The sequence below is a fragment of the Pedobacter sp. V48 genome (assembly GCF_000523515.1).
Lineage (GTDB): Bacteria > Bacteroidota > Bacteroidia > Sphingobacteriales > Sphingobacteriaceae > Pedobacter.
The window spans coordinates 656432-673683 of record NZ_AWRU01000006.1; the positions used below are offsets into that span (position 1 = coordinate 656432).

A 17252-nucleotide genomic window follows, 5' to 3' on the forward strand; every position below is an offset into this window, starting at 1 on the left:
ATTTTTGCAAAATGGAAAGAGAAATCCTTGATACTAAGCGTAAAGCTTTAAAGATTAACTTAAACCCTAAAATTTACGGAACATTTGCAGAGATAGGTGCTGGACAGGAAGTGGCTCGTAATTTCTTTACCGCAGGTGCCGCATCGGGTACGGTTGCAAAAACAATGTCGGCGTACGACATGACATTTAGTGATGCAATTTATGGTGTTGAAGAATCTGGCAGATATGTGAGCAAATCCAGACTATTGAAAATGTTAAACCACGAGTTTGGTTTATTAACTGAAAGACTGAGTGGCGAGAAGTATGATGACAGGACTTTTTTCGCTTTTGCAGATACAGTAACTACACTTAACTACAATAAATCTAATGACCCGCATGGTTGGATCGGACTTCGCTTTCAATCAGAGCCGGGGGGAGAACCCAACGAAATATTTTTCCATGTTCGTTTGCTTGATACGGATGCCGCTTTACAACAAAATGTATTGGGGATAATTGGTGTCAACCTTGTTTATGCAGCATTTTATTACAATCAGGACCGCAGGGCAATGATTGAATCACTGGCAGATAATTTAACTGTTGGATCAGTTGAAATAGATCTTATTTCTGTAAACGGGCCAGTATTTAAAGGTGCAGATAATATTTTGTTAAACCTTTATCTGATCGTTAAGGACTTCTCTGATGCAGCTATTTTTGATTCTCAAGGTCAGCCTTGCTTGCCTAAAGATTTGCTGTATAAAAAAGATATCATGATTCTGCGTACAAAATATGCGCAAAAATCTCATCCAAATTTTAGCATGCTCAACAAGGCTGTTGATCAGTTTGTGAAAACAGAAAATGTACAGGAAGACAACCTCAGTGTGCTTATAGAGGTGTTGATGTCTAACTTATTGTCGACCGGAGATGACCTGCATGAAGTAGATTTGAGGGCCGTTGCAAAAAGGGCAGAAGAGATGTGTAAAACCGGAAATAAGGTAATAGTATCCAACTTTTCCAGACACAATAAACTGGCTAAATATCTGGATCGCTGCAGGCCAAAAAGTGTAGGTATATCTACCAATATCAATAACCTGAAATTTGTATTTAACTCAAATAACTTTGGCGAAGATTACAGCAGCCTGTTGTTGAGTTATGTGAGCGATATGTTTAGCAAAAACGTAAAGCTTTTCGCTTATCCTTTCCTTGATAAGAAAACAAATGAAGTGGTTACTTCGGCAAATATGCCGGTAACTCCAGATGCCAAACCCTTGTTCGATTTTCTGATCTTAAATGGATATATTACAGATATTCAGGATTATAGCGATGATGATGTAAAAACAGTTTAAAAACTGTTTTTACAAAACATTACAAGTCTTTATAAGGATTCTTAATTGCTATTCCCATTAACCTGTCAGGATGTTCAATTGGTTTAAAACCAAATTGGGCATATAAGCCATGGGCATCCTGGGTGGCCAGCATATATCTTCTTAATCCCTGCAGATCTTTATGGAAAAGCATTAGCGACATCAGCTTTTTTGATAAGCCTTGCCCTCTGTATATTTCTTCAACATATACATCAGCAAGGTATGCAAAAGTAGCCTTGTCCGTTATCCATCTGGCAAAACCAATTTGTTTGGTGTCTTTGTAAATTCCAAAGCACAATGAGTTATCTATGGATCTTTTAACAGTGTCTAACGGAATATTCTCTGCCCAGTAAGATTGGGTACTCAGATAGTGATGAATAGCAACAGGATCTATTTTATTCTTATCATCTGAAAAGATAAAACCATGATCTTCAATTTCCATTAGTTCCTCATGTTAATGAATTGCAAAGGTTGCCCGAAATCTTCTTTTCGGCAAAGTGAAATCACAGCTTGCAGGTCATCAATGCTTTTGCTTTGCACACGAACCTGATCATCCATCATAGATGCCTGTACTTTTAGTCCACTTGCTTTTATTTTTGCAACTATTTTCTTTGCTGTCTCTTTATCTATGCCTTCTTTAACCGTAATTTCTTTACGGATCATGTTGCCTGATGCATATTGTTCTTTACCAAAATCCAGGCTCTTTGCATCAAGATTCTGCTTTACCATTCTGGAAATAATAGCATCTTCAATAGCTTTTAAGCGCATATCATCCTCCGTAACTATGGTAATTACATTGGTTTTTTTATCGTGGTCAATGGTACTTTTTGAAGTGCTGAAATCATAACGGTTAAGGATTTCCTTTTTTGCGTTATTCATTGCATTATCAAATGTTTGAGCATCTACTTTGCTTACAATATCGAAAGTGGGCATGATTATAGCTTTATAGTAAAAAATATATTAGATTTAAGTAAATATTGATTTCTCTGTACAAAAAAGCGAAATTATTATGAACCATTCATAAGCTGTTACACTAAAACTTATAACATATGAAAACCAATAACTCAAAGGTGCAAAAAAAAGACTCAAAAAAGGCGGTTAAAAAAGAATTAGAGAAAAGTTTGAGAGAGAAGTTTCTGGAAGTTGTACAACATCTGGGACATGATGCGGAAAGGATAGGTAAGGATATTGAGATTGCCAGTAAGTTTGTTGCCAAAAAATTATCGAAGAAATTTAAAGAGGTAAAGTCAGTTGTAGAAAATAAAATTGACGAAGCAACCTCATCAAAGGCACCCGTAGCTAAAAAGGTTGAAGAGGTGAAGAAAAGTACAATAAAAGGAGCTAAAAATGCCAAAAAGGTAGTTCAGAAAGCGGTTGCAAAAGCTAAACCGGTAGCACAAAGTGTTAAGGTGGCCGCAATTGCAACAGAAGAGAAGGCAGCTAAAGCAATTTCGAAATCAGTACAAAATACAGCTACCAAAGTAGCCGAAAAAACAGCGCCAAAACCTGTAGTTAAAGCCGTTGTTAAAGCTGTGGCTAAACCAGTAACTATGGCGGCGCCTGCAAAACCTGCAAGTAAGGCTCCTGTTAAGAAAGCCACAAAGCCAGCCGCGCCAAAAACACCGCCCCAAAAGACTAAATAGGGCAGGTAAGATTAAGAGTTAAGTTTAAACCTATTAATTGAGTAATAATTAACAATTACTTAACAATAGAATTTGCAGTTTTGAGGACCAATAATATTTAATGAAAAAAAAGGCGCCGTTTCTAAACAGAGAGATCAGTTGGTTATATTTTAACGAACGGGTTTTACAGGAAGCTGCCGATGAAACCGTACCGCTCATAGAACGGATAAAGTTTTTATCTATCTTCTCGTCAAACCTTGAAGAGTTTTATCGAGTAAGGGTAGCCACATTGAGCAGGTTATCTAACCTAAATGATAAAGCCAAAGCGTTATTGGGCTTTAACCCTAAGAAGATTTTAAACGAGATAAAGAATATTGTTGTAAAACAGGAACGCAAGTTTGAACAGCTTTTTCAGGCAACACTAATTAATGAGCTAGCACAGAACAGGATCTTTATTTTAAACGAAACGCAACTTAACGTTTCGCGTGGAGAATTTGTTCGCAACCATTTCAGGGACAGAATACTTTCTACTCTTGTTCCTATTATGATTGATCTGGAGAAGCCCTTTCCAGAACTTAAAGATCGATACTTATATTTCTTTGTTCGGCTTTCAAAAAAGACATCCAAGAAAAGTGAGAAGTATGCACTAATAGAACTGCCTCCGGACTTGCCAAGGTTCCTTGTACTGCCTGAAACGAACGGACTTAAATTTATTATCCTTGCAGAGGATATAATTAAGTATTGTTTAGACGATATCTTCTATGTTTTTAACTACGATGTGATAGATGCATATTCGATTCAGCTCACCAGAGATGCGGAGCTGGATATAGATAAAAATATCAATGATAAATTTGTTGAAGACTTGAAAACCAGTCTCGATAAGCGTAAAAAGGGTAAGCCAATGCGTCTTCTTTACGATACCGAAATGCCGTTTGAGATGCTTACCGTTTTGATTTCTAAACTTAAGATAGAGGCTGAAAGTTTAATCCCAGGAAACAGATATCATAAATTCGGAGATTTTATTGCCTTTCCAAATGTTGGTTCTAAAGACCTGGAGTATGCAAAAAATGCACCGTTGAAAGTAGCGGGTTTACACCGTACTGAAAGTATTTTTAATAAGCTAAGTGAACGGGATTATCTGATCAATTTACCTTATCAGTCATACGATTATATCATTTTGTTTTTACGTGAGGCCGCAATTGATCCTAAGGTAACAGAAATCAATATTACCCTTTACCGACTGGCAGAAAACTCAAGGGTTGTAAATGCCCTGATAAATGCAGCAAAAAATGGTAAAAAGGTTCACTGTCTGGTAGAATTAAAAGCCAGGTTTGATGAGCAGGCAAACATATTCTGGACAAGCAAATTAGAAGAAGAAGGTGTACATGTTAATTACGGCCTAACGGATTATAAAGTACACTCAAAAATCTGTTTGGTGAAAAGAATGGAGAAGGGGAGAGCAGTTTATTATGCCAATCTTGCTACCGGTAATTTTAACGAGAAAACAGCTAAACTCTATTGCGACCACAGTATTTTTACTGCTAAAAAAGAAATTACACAAGACTTGCTTAAGCTCTTTAATGCCTTGAACAAAAGGATGGTCATAAAAGGATTTAAGCATCTGATTGTTTCGCCACTCGAATCCAGAACCAAAATCTATGGTTTGATAGATAGAGAAATTAGGTTTGCGAAGCAAGGTAAAACAGCCTATTTGATTTTTAAGGTTAATAGCCTTGCAGACGAAGGGATAGTGGAGAAACTTTATGAAGCAAGTAATGCAGGCGTAATTGTTAAACTCATCGTTCGCGGCATCTGCACGCTTGTTCCCGGCATAGAAGGCTTTAGCGAAAACATCACAGTTATTAGCATCATTGACAAATTTCTGGAGCATGCCAGGGTATTCATATTTGGTAATAATAATAAAGAAGAAATGTTTCTTTCATCTGCAGATCTGATGAGCAGGAACTTTGAACATAGGGTAGAAGTGGGCTTTCCGGTTTTAGATGAAGAAGTGCGACAGGAAATAAGAGATATCATTGAGTTTCAATTACAAGATAATGTGAAGGCCCGGGATATTACTCGCTTAAACAACAACAAATACCATAAAAACAGACTCACAACAAAAGTTAGGGCGCAGGTGCAAACCTATAATTACTTAAAAAATAAACACCAATAGAGCAATGTTAAGATACGCTGCAATAGATATAGGGTCAAATGCTGTAAGGTTACTGATAGCTGATATCTCAAAAACAGAAAAGGGCTATAGTTATAAAAAGAACACCCTGGTAAGGGTGCCATTAAGGCTAGGAGATGATGCGTTTCTAGATCATAGGTTATCAGATCGTAAAGTTGAAGACCTTGTTAAAACAATGAGTGCCTTTAAAAATCTGATGGATGTTTATCACGTTTCAGAATACCTGGCTTGTGCTACATCTGCAATGCGCGAAGCGGAGAACGGAGCTGAGGTGATAAAAAGAATTAAAGAAGTTGCCGATCTTGATCTGGAAATTATTGAAGGACAGCGAGAAGCAAATATCATTTACGCTAACCATATTGAAGAAAACCTGGATGCTAAAAAGAGCTATCTGTATATAGACGTAGGCGGAGGTAGTACAGAGCTTTCGGTTTTTGTGAACAAAGAGCCAGTAGCTTCTAAATCCTTCGATATAGGTACCATTAGAATCCTCGACAACCAGGACAAGGATGAGACCTGGGAAGATATGCGACTTTGGGTGAAGGAAAATACTAAAAACCTTAAAAATGTAGCAGGCATTGGAACGGGCGGAAACATCAATAAGCTGTTCAGAATGTCGGACGAAAAGGACGGGATGCCTCTATCATTCCTGAAATTAAAAGGGTTGTACAATCAATTGAACGGGCATTCATTAAAAGAAAGGATTAGCGTATTTGGCCTTAATCCGGATAGGGCAGACGTAATTATTCCGGCCTGCGAAATCTACATTACTTTAATGAAGTGGACAGGTATTAAACAGATCTATGTACCTAAAGTTGGATTGGTAGATGGGATAATTAACCTGTTGATTGAAGAGAATTTATAGATAAACTAAGGCAAGGTAAGCGCCATGGTGACTTACTGATGCCGGTTTGGTCTTTTTATAATCAAACAGTGCACGGTCGGTTATTTTTATTTCAACCTTTTCCAGTTCTTCCAGTTTTGTTGAGGCTATGGTATGAATGTAATTTTCATCAAAAAAGCTTGCGGTATGGTATAGTTCATTTTCGTAAGAGACATTTCCGGTAGCAGTATCGTTATGAATGATCAGGTTGCTGCATTGAAGTTTAAGCGGGGCAAACTCGCGGAGTTTAGCCTCCCTTGAATATATTTTATAGGCCGATTCTTTCATACTCCATAGCAACCATATGATCATAGAAGGATGAATACCAGAGGTGATCATAAATTGCTCTTCGGTGTTAAAGATCTTATCCAGATAACCCTTCCGTTTCCAGTTACTATCTATTGCTGCCTGTACAAGATCTACTATGTCGTTGCCTATCATTTTGATTTCAGTTTATCTTCAATGATTTCCATTGCAGCGCTAACATTCAGCATTCGTTCCATCGATACGTTGTCAATCTCGATATCAAATTCCTCTTCAACATCTAAAACTACGTCAACAAGGTTTGCAGAATTGATCTTCAGATCTTTAATGAAATCAGTGTTTTCGTTTATTGAGGCTACAGCATCTTTATCTTGCGCATAGGTAGCAATAATAGGCGTAAGCCTTGCTATTAATTCTGCTCTGTCCATATATTTATTTAGCGTATTTTTTTAAGATAATACAAGCATTTACATCGCCAAATCCAAAGCTTGCTTTAGCCACAATATTAACATTTGTGTTCAATAATTGTTGCGGAATTCTATTGAAATCTATCATTTCGTTAATCTCCGGATTTAGATCTTCACAATTGATATTCGGAAATATAAAGTCATGATGCAATTGTAAGATTGAGGCTATACATTCGATGCTTCCGGCGGCACTTAGGCAATGGCCGATAGTAGATTTTAAAGAGTTGATATAAGGAAAATCTGACCCTTTTCTATTCAAAGCAATACTCCAGTTCTGGATTTCTGTAGCGTCTTTAGAGGTTGCCGTAAGGTGCCCGTTAATGGCGTCCACTTGGCTGGCTTTAATGCCTGCATTTTGTAAGGCTCCTTTTATGCAGCGCTGAACAGCAATACTATTTGGAGCTGTCATTGTTCCGGTGCCCCTTTGTCCACCAGAATTGATATGGCCTCCTAGTATTTCCCCATAAATTGTTGCTCCCCGTTTAAGGGCGCTATCCAGTGATTCCAAAACCATAGCTCCCGCCCCGCTTCCGGGTACAAAGCCACTTGCACTGGCACTCATTGGTCTCGATCCTTGTTCAGGAGATGGGTTGTGTTTGTAAGTGCAAACTTTCATTGCATCAAATCCGGCCCATATATAAGGTCCGCTGTCACTTGTGCTGCCAGCGAGCATCTTTGTTGCCTGCCCGGTTTTAATTCGTTCATAGGCCATTAAAATGCTTTCTGTGCCCGTAATGCAGGCCGATGAGTTGGTGGTTGTCTGATTTCCAAATCCGAGCTTGCCACCCAGATAAGCGCTGATTCCGCTTGCCATGGTTTGCACCACCACGGTGCTGCCAAGTTTCCTAAGCTGCAGATCGTCAACTTTATAGATAGACTCTCTGAACTTATCAATGCCCGAAGTGCCGGTTCCAAATATTGTTCCACTGTCCCAATCAGGTTCATCACCTTCAGTAATGGTTAAACCTGCATCTTTCCAAGCATCCATACCGGCAATAACGCCATATAGGATGCCTGTACTGTTAAAATTTCTTAATTCTAAGGCTGTAAAATATTGTGCAATAAAATCATCAGACAGTTCAGGTTTACCAGCTATCTGACAAGAAAACTGCAGTTGTTCTAACTGAGAATCGTGCTTAATACCCGAAGTGCCGTTTTTTATGGCATCCGTAAATGCAGTTAAGCCAACTCCATTTGGGGCAATAACACCTAATCCTGTTACAACAACTCTGTTATCCATTCATTTTATTGGTTACCATTCCGGCTATTGTACCTTTGCATACCACTTCATGCTGCTCATTTAGCATTTGTACAGTACAGTTTAGTTTTTTGAAGCGGAAATATACTTTTTCAGCAACAACCTTTACTTTTTCTCCCGGGAATACCGGTTTCATAAAATCAATAGCAGTAGATGTTAGCATTACATGTCCCGGTACTCCACCTTCAGCACTTCCTGTAAGGTATATGCCCAAACAAACCAATCCAATTTGGGCCATTGTTTCAGTTAAAATTACACCTGGTGTAACCGGGTGATCCTTAAAATGACCTTTGTAAAAGTCGAGATCTTTATCAAATGTGAAAGTTCCGCTTGATCCGTTTTCATCGATATGAAGTATTTCATCTACAAATAAAAACGGTTTGGAGTAAGGCAAGTGGGCTAAAATTTCTTCTTTATTCATGTTAAGCTATTCTTTATTAATATGAGTGTAAAACTAGTTGAAATCGATCGTCATGCTGAATTTATTTCAGCATTCCACATCTGTGGAGATTGACTTTCTCTTTCGGGATGCTGAAATAAATTCAGTATGCGGTAAGGTCACTACCATTTCAACAATATTCTTTGCGCTGAAAACCCGGGGCCAAAACTTAACATCAGTCCCAAATCTCCGGCCTTTTGCTCTCCCTCCATAAAGCGTTCTAAAACATACATAACCGTGGCGCTCGACATATTTCCAAATAACCTTAAAACCGCTTTAGTATCTTCTATATTCTTACCTAATTTACCAAATAAGTCATCAACAAGCTGTACAATTTTTTTTCCTCCTGGATGAAAGATCAGATGATCAATGTCATCTATTGTTAAATTGTGTTTCGCTAAAAACGGATGAATAATATCAGGGAAATGGCTTTCTATCTTATCCGGCACTGCAACATCCAAAACCATTTGCAAACCGCTGTTTACCAATTTAAATCCCATCATCTCTTCTGCATTGTAAAAGTGATACATTTCATCGGCCACAATTTCCGGGCCCTCATCATCCTGATGAGACGAAAGTAATGTACAAGCCACACCATCCCCAAAAATTGCAGCACTAACAATGTTGGCCATGGAAAAATCGTTTACCTGGAATGTAGCTGTGGGCGATTCGTATGCCACAACAGCAGCCCGTTTCCCAGGATTGGCTTTCAGAAAATTATTGGCGTATATCATACCCGAAACACCAGCCGCGCAACCCATTTCTGTAACCGGTAAGCGAACTATATCTTGTTTCAGATTTAAGGTATTGATGAGGTATGCATCTAACGAAGGAATCATAATGCCCGTGCAGCTCACTGTAATTATATAATCCAGATTTTCAGGCAGCCATGTCGCTTTTTCTAAAGCATTTTTTAAGCATTTGGTAGCAAGATTTACACCCTCTCTTACATAAATATTGTTCCTTTCTTCAAAAGTCAGAACGCTAAATACCTCTTCGGGCGACATGATCGAATAGCGCTGATCAACCCCTGCGTTTTCAAATATCTTTTTTACTTTTCTAATGAAACGTTCATCCTGTCCGCTTAACCATAAATCTAAAAAAGGTATAATCTCTTCAGTTTTTCTTGAGTATTGGGGCAGCAGCTTAGCAATGGTTTTGATCTTTACGCTCATAAATGGTTTTTGTTAATTGGAAGTTGGAATTATCCATTGATATCGAAATGCCCATTTCCATTTTACCGTATATTTTTTAAAATCCAGTTCCCTGGAATAGGATTGCAGGTCAGCCTTCTTAAAACCCCTAAGTATCGAAACCAATCCATCATCTTTCGACATTTTATTGAGCCTGAAAACAAAGCATATCGCCAAAAACAGGTAATAAGCAACAGCACTTCTATGTAAATCGTTAACCACAATACCCATCTCTGCCTGATTTCTAAAGCCGTTCATCAGCGTCAGTATTTCCGGATCTTTGAAATGGTGAAGGGTTAATGTACAAAGGATAACATCGTAAGTGCTTTGTTGTTCAATTCTATTGAAAATATCTGCACATACGTAGCTTATGTTTGGGTAGTTTCCGGATAACTGCTGCGCATGACCAATGGTATAATTGTTGGCATCAATTCCAATTAGTTTAAACTTTAAATTATTTTTAACAGCATAGTTAGCAAGGGCTCTCAGCATATCACCATTGCCACAACCTACATCTAAAATCCTAATCTCTTTCGAAGTATTATTGCTAAATGCCCTACTGTTTTTTATCAAGGTTGTTACGCCCTGCAAGGTCACTTTGTTCCCGCCCAGTAGCCTGTTTATACTTGCAATTTTGTCTAAAGCATCCCTTAGTATTTCTCCTTCCATAGAGAAATTATCCATTATTTCAGGTGCTTCGCTTCTTCGACTGGTGTTTACAAGCATTTAAATTATTGGTTTTCCGTGAGTCTTTTTAATGATTTTGGGCAAAATAGAAGGGAATTTAGTCAATAGATTTAACAATGGAGCAAACAGTTTTTCTTTTCTTATAATCCCCGACAGGAGGTTCCCCACGGCCAGTCTATTTTTGAAATTTAGGTTCCATTCTTTTTTATATTTTTCTTCTAACAGAGTCCTTGATGAGATACTGCCTTTCAAAAATTGAATGGTTAATTCCGCACAAATCTTGGCGCTATGGATGGCCATTGCCATCCCGTTTCCACACAAAGGATGGATTAAACCTGCAGTATCTCCAACCATTACAATATGGTTATAAACAGGTTCTTTTTTCTCAAAAGAGATCTGACTTATGGTTAGTGGCTGATCAAACAATGGAGTGCAGTTTTCAAATACTTCTCTTAGATGAGGGTTTTTATAAAGTACCTGTTTTTGAAAATCTGTAATGTTTTTATACGCTTTAAAGCTTTGGTAATCTGTAAGGTAACAGATGTTAATACGATCGTTTTCTACTTTTGAAACCCCGCAGTAACCTCCTTTAAAATTATGAAGTGCAACCAGATCATCCGGAAAATCACCCTTATAGTGTCCTTTTACCGCAAGCCATGGCGATTTTTTTTGAATAAATCCGCGTTCCATTTTTTGATCTAATGATGATCTTTTTCCAAAAGCGCCAATTGTAATTTTTGCATTAAGTAAACCAGTTTTGGCTGTGCTAATGCTAAACAAATCGTCCTTAAAATCAATAGTGTTTACAGTGTCGTTTATGAAGATGCAGCCATTTTGCAACGCATTTTCGTAAAGAAAATGATCAAGCGCAAAGCGGCTAATTCCAAAACCGCCGAGCGGCAATTCTGTGTTTATTGTTTTGCCTCTTGCAGAAGAAATAGACAATCGGGTAATTTCTGTTGGATCCAGCCCGGCCGGATCAGCATCAAGCCACTTCAAATACGGAAGCACCTCATTTGAAATGTATTCGCCGCAAACCTTATGTTGCGGGTAATGGGCTTTTCCTATTAGGGTAACACCGAATCCTGACTTTAGCAAATGTATTGCACAGGTTAACCCAGCTAAGCCACCACCAACTATAATTATATCTTTTTTTTCTGGTTTCAAAGCAGGTACCCAACTTTAGTGATTACATAACAGTATAAAACTCGTTATTGTTCGTTAAAAGTCATAGTTAATTTATGAGCCGATTAGCAAAAATAATCGGCTCATAAATTTGCCATATTTGAGTCGATTATATTTTTTTATTAACCTAAACTTTAAACTCATCTAAAGAATAGGGCAATTCTTCGCAAATAAAACCATATCTCATTAAAATTTTTCTGATGGCAGGTACATAGGAACTGGCGCTAACTACCCTAAGGATTTTATCTTCATCCTCTAGTGCAAAAGTCCAGTTTTTTGTGCCAAGCAGATTGTCCATCTTACGTCTAATGGTACTAAGATCATTTTTGTCCCGTACCGAGGTTTTAAAAATAATTATGTTCATCACTCTTCATTGATTGTGTCTAACAATTATCGGGTTGCAATCCTTATTGCCTCAACCTAACACATATAAAGATGGTAGATTTGTGAATTTAAGAAAAGAGAATTTACACCGAAACGGACAAAATTGAAGCTGAATTGTAAGCGTATATTTATTTTCTGGCAAGCCAGTCTAAAAATTGAGGCGTCTTTTCCTTGCTTATGGTGATGGTTTCCTTAAATGGAACTAAGAGGTTTATAACCAGCTTGCGGGAAAAAAAATGAGCCGCATCTTTAACCGCCGTTCTGTTTAACAGGCACTGTCGGTTTACCCTAAAAAAATCGTCGCCACAAATACGTTCCAGCTCTTCCATTTTCTTGCTAACCGCATACGTTTTGTCGTCAAAAGTAAACAAGCAGGTTTCTTCATGTTTAATATAAAACAGAGCAATGTGTTCCATTTTTACAGGAATGATCTTGTCTTTATGGGTAACTAAAATAGAAAATGTTTTTTGCAAAGGTTTGTTCGCAAACAGATCTAGAATAGAATCATAAGAAACCGCTGAAGTGTTAAATTCCTTGCGTAAGGTTTGATATTTTTTGAGCGCTTGTTCGACTGTTGATGAAACGATTGGTTTCAATATATAATCTATACCGGTTGTGCGAAAAGCGTTGAATGCATATTCATCATAAGCAGTACAAAAAATAATGGGAGCTGTAACCTCAACAGCTTTAAATATGTCGAAACTTAATCCATCACCAAGTTGAATATCACTAAAGATAAGATCAGGCATGCCGTGCGTTCTAAAATAATGCAGTGATTCTTTTACCGATCTTAGGCTTGCAACAATTTGAGCATTAGGTTGTAATCTGATGATCAGATCAGCAAGATCCTCAGCTGTTATTTGTTCATCTTCTATAATTACAATCTTCATGTTTTAATATTTTTAAGCTAACAGAAAAGGTAAGTCCATCATCTCTGATGTCAATCTCATCGCCAGATAACAGATTGTATCTTTCTGCAAGATTGGCCAAACCACTACCGGTAGAATGCTCCAGGTTCGACTTAAGCTGGATGTTATTAGTTACACTGATCCAGTTGCCATTTTGTTTGATATTTATGTTCAGCGGAGCAGCATCCGTTAGTTCATTGTGCTTAATCACATTCTCCAGAAGCGGTTGAAGTGAAAAAACCGGAAGTACTAATCCTGAGCTTTCTTTCTCTTGTATGTCTAAATTAAAACTCAATGCTTCACCAAATCTTACTTTTTGCATCTCCAGGTAATCTGCACATAATTTCAGCTCATCATTCAGTGATGCTATTCCGCTTTTATTGCCTGATATGGAGACACGTAAGAAGTCAGATAGGCGGAGTAAATAATCCTCAGCTTTATCGGGACTTCTTTTAATTAGAGATTTTAATATGTTGAGTGCATTAAACAGAAAATGCGGATGTATTTGCTGAAGTAATAATTCATTAGCCGCCTGAGACCTTGCCGCAATTAAACGTGAGTTCTCCAACTGTACCTGGTTATTAGAATCTTGTACAATAATGAAGTTTTGGAGTAGCAAAACAATACCATTGATAAAGAATCCCTGTAAACTGAGGTATAGGTAAATTACATTACCTCTAACCCTAAATGGTTCGTGTTGTTCTATAATACCGCGAAAAGTAAGGTATTGGCCAAGCCAGTAAATACATATAATTATTACCGCGCTCATCACAAAACTTGCCAGGTAAAACTTTTTGCTACTTTTACTGATGGGAGGCGATTTTTCATCCCCAAAAACCACTAAGAGACGGATGTTGGATAAGCACATTAATGTAAGCAGCAGCTGAAAAAACAAACATTTTACGAGAGAGGAGTACAGTTCCCCATCTTGAATAAAAGAAGAAAGAAGCAAAAACAAACTGACCGCTGTAGTAAAACAGCAGCTTATTTTTATTAAGCTTTTAAGAGGAAGTTTCGTTTTCATTTAGTGCAAATATATTCATGATTAACGAAGAACTTTTATTTTATCACAAAGCCCGCAAAGTTCACATGAAATTGAGTTTCTGCAAAAATGAGGGTTTATAAATGTAATTAAAGATGTTTACTGCCCAAACGGACAAAATAATACCTGAACAGTTTGAATTTGATGTTAGTAGAGAAATCCGAATAACCAAAGCGGGATTTTATTTCCAAAACCGATTTCAATTTCATCACTGGCTATATAGGCATTTTCAATACCCTGTATTTGTTTGTACGATTTGTTTTTTCCACCAACTTCTATAATTTGCTTTCCATCAATCAAAAAATCTCCTTTTTCTGCCAGCTGAACTTTATGCCCTGAATTTTTCAACTGATTAAACAGAAAAGTTTCTCTTATTGTTCCAATTTCAGGATTGTTGTTTAGAGCGAAACTCAGGTTGGTATTTTCTAAATAGATTTTATCGGGCTTTTGTAATGCCGCTATGCCTTGTGTGGGCCGGTTAATCAGATTTAACAGGTGAGCGCTTTGCAAATTTTGCAAAAAGTTATTTACGGTGTCTCTGCCAAGATTTAATTTCTTTGCTATGGCAGCAATGTTTGGCTCAAACGGTGCCGATTCTGCTATTACCCCTAAAAGTTTCTTAATTTTTACGGCATGGGTAGTCGAGTAATTTTGTATAAATGCCAGATCATGTGAAATGGAGGCATCTATAATATGATATAATCGCGTCAGGTAATCGGTTTCTTTATTTGTTTTGGTAAATGGAAGATAGCCACTAGTCAGGTATTCTTTAAATAACACCAAAGGACTTTCTAATTTATTATAAAAAGACCTGATAAGTTCAACATGGTTTAACAATAGCTCATTAAGTGATACCTGAGGAATCTTTATTTTATATGTCAGTTCAAGATACTCTCTAAATGACATTCCGGAAAGTTCGTAGCTAAGCACCCTTCTGCTCAAATCGGACTCACCTCTATAAATATCTAAAGCAGATGAGGCTGTAAATACTACCTTCATGCCCGGATATCCATCATAAATGTTCTTTAATTCGCGTGACCAGTTTACATATTTATGTACCTCATCAATATATAATACTTTTCCACCTTCCTTATACCATTTATCTGCCAGGTCTAAAAGCGAATGATTATAAAACCATGGATGGTCAGCACTCACATACATACTTTTAACGGGATTGGGAGTATTATATTTGATGTGTTGTAAGATCATTGTGGTTTTTCCTGCTCCACGCAAACCCTTTATCGCAATCATTCGCTGATCCCAAGGTATTTTATTATGAAGAAAACGAAAGAATTCACCATCTGTATGTGTTAATAAATTCTCCTGATATGCAATTAAAGATTCCATTTTGACTTGATTTCAAGTCAAAAATACATAAATATTGACTTGGATACAAATCAATATTCCGATTTTATACGATCTAAAAGTCATAACATCTTAGCGATCTCATTTTTCTCATGTTTCTGGGACCTAGATAAATACCTACCGAAAACTCATGACTACCATAATTGTAGTACTGGAGCTTGTTTAAAGAGTAGTCGTAAGAATAGCCTACCCTAAGATTTTCTGTAGCAAAGAGCTCGAACATCATGCCCAGCGCATTCTTTTTAGTGAGGTCTTTTTGTAGGAATTTTTTGTTGTACAAAGGAACCGTCGTTCTATAAAAACCTCCTATCCATACCTTTTCATTGAGTAGGAGGAAGGCGTTAACATCCAGAGAAGTAGGGCCCTTTATATCGTCTTTTAATAAAATAACCGGTTTTAAAGCCCACCCATAAGTAATGGGTATTAAAGCCCCTGCGGTTAAAAATATGTGCGGTTGCGGAACAGGAACAAGAAGGTTGTTGCTGTAGTTTTTTGCAGCCCAGCTTGCTATAAGATTACTTGCCGAAAGTCCTGCGAAATATCTTTCATTAGAGTAGTAAATACCGGCCCTGGCATCAGGGAAAAATCTGGTTTGCATTCCAGTAGGGATAACCTCATCATCGGGATCTATACTGGTTAATTTATCTCCGTCAAGGCCAAGTTGCATTACACCTGCTGCCAAACCAAAAGAGAGTCTGGAATTTTCATCATAACCCAATTGGATTTTATAGGCATAGTTTGCATATGCAGAAAGGTTTTTTTGCGCACCAATTTTATCGTTTGAAGCGATGAATCCAAGGCCAACATTTCCATCGTCAATAGCACCATCTACAGCTACTGAAACTGTTGTTGGTGCACCTCTTACGCCTACCCATTGTGCACGATAAAAAGCCTGTATATACAGCTCTTTTTTATACCCTGTATAAGCAGGATTAATATGGATTGTATTGAAAATGTACTGTGTAAACTGACTGTCTTGCTGTGCACTTGAGCTACACACAATTCCAATAGATGCTAAAAACAGAAGTATGATTCTTTTCATCATTGTTTGCCCCTTAATAAAGTGATATAGCCTTTATAGATTTCCCATTTGGTGCCTATTTTTAGTCTTAGTACATAGAAATAAGTACCTTCATTAAGCCCTCGTCCGGTCCATTCGTTATTGTAGCCTTTTTTGAAGTATACAGTTCCTCCCCATCTGTTTAGGATGGTGATTTCATTTTCAAATGCTTGTACGCCTGGTATTTCAAAGGTTTCGTTCTTATTATCTCCGTTTGGCGTAAACACGTTAGGAATAATAATACCTGCTACCGAAGTACTGGCTGTGGAAACGTTGTTAGCCAGATTCGGATCAGCCTGATCAGCCGAAACTTTGGCTGTGTTGTAAATAACACCGGCTTTAAGGGCTTTTGTTTTTATCCTTAAATCAGCAGATTCACCATTTTGCAGACTGTCAATTTCCCAAAGTACAGTCCTGGTTGCAAAGCTATACCTTGCGTTACTGCCGGCAGTAGGGGTTAGTTGTTGAAATTCAACCTCAGGAGGTAGTTCATCTGTAACCTTAATGTTGGTTGCCTTATCGATTCCATTATTTTTTACGTTAATGGTATAATCGAATGAGTCGTTGAGTGTTAAAGCCCTGTTTTCTGATGTTTTAGTAACCATCATATCGGCTTTGAGAATAACAGGAGAGGAGCCACTTACAACGATGACAGCTTCTGAGATATCAGAAGCACAGCCTTCTATATTATAGGATATTACGGTGTATGTTCCAGAAACAAATACTGTAAATTCCTGACCAATGGCACCACTTACAATTTGATTGTCTTTAAGCCATTGATAGGTTGATGCGTTAACAGAATTTGCCCGCAACTTTAAAGAAGCCCCCTGAGGGAGATTCACAGTTTGCGGACCAGAAGATTGCGCAAAGCATGCCGTTGCACTGAGCAACAGCATACTTGACACAAAACTTATTTTTCTGTTAATCATGAAAGGATAATTACCTAGAATTAATTCACACT

At 37.6% G+C, this 17252-nt stretch carries 19 protein-coding genes; 4 read left to right on the top strand and 15 right to left on the bottom strand.

Annotation, left to right across the window (positions count from 1 at the left end; translation table 11 throughout):
- Window positions 1-11 precede the first annotated feature (11 nt).
- Complete coding sequence (locus tag N824_RS08020; protein WP_048904579.1) at window positions 12-1322, top strand: hypothetical protein; 1311 nt, start codon at window positions 12-14, stop codon at window positions 1320-1322.
- A gap of 19 nt (window positions 1323-1341) precedes the next feature.
- On the opposite strand, the gene N824_RS08025 is transcribed toward N824_RS08020, so the two are convergent.
- Both N824_RS08025 and N824_RS08030 read right to left on the bottom strand, forming a co-directional pair.
- Window positions 1342-1782: a GNAT family N-acetyltransferase gene (locus N824_RS08025; RefSeq protein WP_048904580.1), complete on the bottom strand. Its 441-nt coding sequence runs from the start codon at window positions 1780-1782 to the stop codon at window positions 1342-1344.
- The gene (locus N824_RS08030) at window positions 1782-2273 is read right to left on the bottom strand and encodes a YajQ family cyclic di-GMP-binding protein (protein WP_048904581.1); all 492 of its coding nucleotides are present in this window, start codon (window positions 2271-2273) and stop codon (window positions 1782-1784) included. The genes N824_RS08025 and N824_RS08030 overlap by 1 nt, the downstream gene beginning before the upstream one ends.
- Window positions 2274-2389: 116 nt before the next feature.
- Here N824_RS08030 and N824_RS08035 point away from each other — a divergent pair, with 116 nt between their 5' ends.
- From N824_RS08035 to N824_RS08045, 3 genes are all read left to right on the top strand, one after another.
- Complete coding sequence (locus N824_RS08035) at window positions 2390-2983, top strand: hypothetical protein (protein ID WP_048904582.1); 594 nt, start codon at window positions 2390-2392, stop codon at window positions 2981-2983.
- A gap of 100 nt (window positions 2984-3083) precedes the next feature.
- Window positions 3084-5138 (top strand): polyphosphate kinase 1, encoded by a 2055-nt coding sequence (gene ppk1 / locus N824_RS08040; RefSeq protein WP_048904583.1) that lies wholly within the window; start codon window positions 3084-3086, stop codon window positions 5136-5138.
- A gap of 4 nt (window positions 5139-5142) precedes the next feature.
- Entirely contained in the window at window positions 5143-6021 is an 879-nt protein-coding gene (locus N824_RS08045; RefSeq protein ID WP_048904584.1) for an exopolyphosphatase, read from the top strand.
- Here N824_RS08045 and N824_RS08050 read toward each other — a convergent pair.
- From N824_RS08050 to N824_RS08110, 13 genes are all read right to left on the bottom strand, one after another.
- Window positions 6016-6480 (bottom strand): 4'-phosphopantetheinyl transferase superfamily protein, encoded by a 465-nt coding sequence (locus tag N824_RS08050; protein WP_048904585.1) that lies wholly within the window; start codon window positions 6478-6480, stop codon window positions 6016-6018. The genes N824_RS08045 and N824_RS08050 overlap by 6 nt on opposite strands.
- The gene (locus N824_RS08055; protein WP_048904586.1) at window positions 6477-6731 is read right to left on the bottom strand and encodes an acyl carrier protein; all 255 of its coding nucleotides are present in this window, start codon (window positions 6729-6731) and stop codon (window positions 6477-6479) included. The genes N824_RS08050 and N824_RS08055 overlap by 4 nt, the downstream gene beginning before the upstream one ends.
- Window positions 6732-6735: 4 nt before the next feature.
- On the bottom strand, window positions 6736-8010 hold the full coding sequence (locus tag N824_RS08060; RefSeq protein ID WP_048904587.1) for a beta-ketoacyl synthase: 1275 nt from the start codon (window positions 8008-8010) through the stop codon (window positions 6736-6738).
- On the bottom strand, window positions 8003-8449 hold the full coding sequence (locus N824_RS08065) for a 3-hydroxyacyl-ACP dehydratase FabZ family protein (protein ID WP_048904588.1): 447 nt from the start codon (window positions 8447-8449) through the stop codon (window positions 8003-8005). The genes N824_RS08060 and N824_RS08065 overlap by 8 nt, the downstream gene beginning before the upstream one ends.
- A 140-nt stretch (window positions 8450-8589) precedes the next feature.
- Window positions 8590-9642 carry a type III polyketide synthase gene (locus N824_RS30080; protein WP_048904589.1) on the bottom strand — a complete coding sequence of 351 codons (1053 nt, stop codon included), beginning with the start codon at window positions 9640-9642 and terminating at the stop codon, window positions 8590-8592.
- A 12-nt stretch (window positions 9643-9654) separates the two neighbouring features.
- Window positions 9655-10386: a methyltransferase domain-containing protein gene (locus N824_RS30085; RefSeq protein ID WP_048904590.1), complete on the bottom strand. Its 732-nt coding sequence runs from the start codon at window positions 10384-10386 to the stop codon at window positions 9655-9657.
- A complete protein-coding gene (locus N824_RS08080) occupies window positions 10387-11514 on the bottom strand; it encodes an NAD(P)/FAD-dependent oxidoreductase (RefSeq protein ID WP_048904591.1) in 1128 nt (375 codons plus the stop codon).
- 145 nt (window positions 11515-11659) lie between these two features.
- Entirely contained in the window at window positions 11660-11896 is a 237-nt protein-coding gene (locus N824_RS08085; RefSeq protein ID WP_048904592.1) for a hypothetical protein, read from the bottom strand.
- 148 nt (window positions 11897-12044) lie between these two features.
- A complete protein-coding gene (locus N824_RS08090) occupies window positions 12045-12806 on the bottom strand; it encodes a LytTR family DNA-binding domain-containing protein (RefSeq protein ID WP_048904593.1) in 762 nt (253 codons plus the stop codon).
- Window positions 12781-13593 (bottom strand): sensor histidine kinase, encoded by an 813-nt coding sequence (locus N824_RS08095; protein ID WP_161662275.1) that lies wholly within the window; start codon window positions 13591-13593, stop codon window positions 12781-12783. The genes N824_RS08090 and N824_RS08095 overlap by 26 nt, the downstream gene beginning before the upstream one ends.
- 420 nt (window positions 13594-14013) lie before the next feature.
- Window positions 14014-15213 (bottom strand): ATP-binding protein, encoded by a 1200-nt coding sequence (locus N824_RS08100; RefSeq protein WP_048904595.1) that lies wholly within the window; start codon window positions 15211-15213, stop codon window positions 14014-14016.
- A gap of 73 nt (window positions 15214-15286) precedes the next feature.
- Window positions 15287-16276: a type IX secretion system membrane protein PorP/SprF gene (locus N824_RS08105; RefSeq protein WP_084498233.1), complete on the bottom strand. Its 990-nt coding sequence runs from the start codon at window positions 16274-16276 to the stop codon at window positions 15287-15289.
- Entirely contained in the window at window positions 16273-17220 is a 948-nt protein-coding gene (locus tag N824_RS08110; RefSeq protein ID WP_048904597.1) for a T9SS C-terminal target domain-containing protein, read from the bottom strand. Before N824_RS08110 ends, N824_RS08105 begins: the two co-directional genes overlap by 4 nt.
- Between the last annotated feature and the right edge of the window lie 32 nt (window positions 17221-17252).

Bases quoted from the DNA above. Each gene is read 5' to 3' on its own strand.
- N824_RS08025 (WP_048904580.1), bottom strand. From the start codon at position 1,782: ATGGAAATTGAAGATCATGGTTTTATCTTTTCAGATGATAAGAATAAA.
- N824_RS08065 (WP_048904588.1), bottom strand. From the start codon at position 8,449: ATGAATAAAGAAGAAATTTTAGCCCACTTGCCTTACTCCAAACCGTTT.
- N824_RS08110 (WP_048904597.1), bottom strand. From the start codon at position 17,220: ATGATTAACAGAAAAATAAGTTTTGTGTCAAGTATGCTGTTGCTCAGT.
- ppk1 (WP_048904583.1), top strand. From the start codon at position 3,084: ATGAAAAAAAAGGCGCCGTTTCTAAACAGAGAGATCAGTTGGTTATAT.
- N824_RS08090 (WP_048904593.1), bottom strand. From the start codon at position 12,806: ATGAAGATTGTAATTATAGAAGATGAACAAATAACAGCTGAGGATCTT.
- N824_RS30085 (WP_048904590.1), bottom strand. From the start codon at position 10,386: ATGCTTGTAAACACCAGTCGAAGAAGCGAAGCACCTGAAATAATGGAT.
- N824_RS08105 (WP_084498233.1), bottom strand. From the start codon at position 16,276: ATGATGAAAAGAATCATACTTCTGTTTTTAGCATCTATTGGAATTGTG.
- N824_RS08095 (WP_161662275.1), bottom strand. From the start codon at position 13,593: ATGAGCGCGGTAATAATTATATGTATTTACTGGCTTGGCCAATACCTT.
- N824_RS08045 (WP_048904584.1), top strand. From the start codon at position 5,143: ATGTTAAGATACGCTGCAATAGATATAGGGTCAAATGCTGTAAGGTTA.
- N824_RS08020 (WP_048904579.1), top strand. From the start codon at position 12: ATGGAAAGAGAAATCCTTGATACTAAGCGTAAAGCTTTAAAGATTAAC.
- N824_RS08055 (WP_048904586.1), bottom strand. From the start codon at position 6,731: ATGGACAGAGCAGAATTAATAGCAAGGCTTACGCCTATTATTGCTACC.
- N824_RS08060 (WP_048904587.1), bottom strand. From the start codon at position 8,010: ATGGATAACAGAGTTGTTGTAACAGGATTAGGTGTTATTGCCCCAAAT.
- N824_RS30080 (WP_048904589.1), bottom strand. From the start codon at position 9,642: ATGAGCGTAAAGATCAAAACCATTGCTAAGCTGCTGCCCCAATACTCA.
- N824_RS08085 (WP_048904592.1), bottom strand. From the start codon at position 11,896: ATGAACATAATTATTTTTAAAACCTCGGTACGGGACAAAAATGATCTT.
- N824_RS08050 (WP_048904585.1), bottom strand. From the start codon at position 6,480: ATGATAGGCAACGACATAGTAGATCTTGTACAGGCAGCAATAGATAGT.
- N824_RS08035 (WP_048904582.1), top strand. From the start codon at position 2,390: ATGAAAACCAATAACTCAAAGGTGCAAAAAAAAGACTCAAAAAAGGCG.
- N824_RS08100 (WP_048904595.1), bottom strand. From the start codon at position 15,213: ATGGAATCTTTAATTGCATATCAGGAGAATTTATTAACACATACAGAT.
- N824_RS08030 (WP_048904581.1), bottom strand. From the start codon at position 2,273: ATGCCCACTTTCGATATTGTAAGCAAAGTAGATGCTCAAACATTTGAT.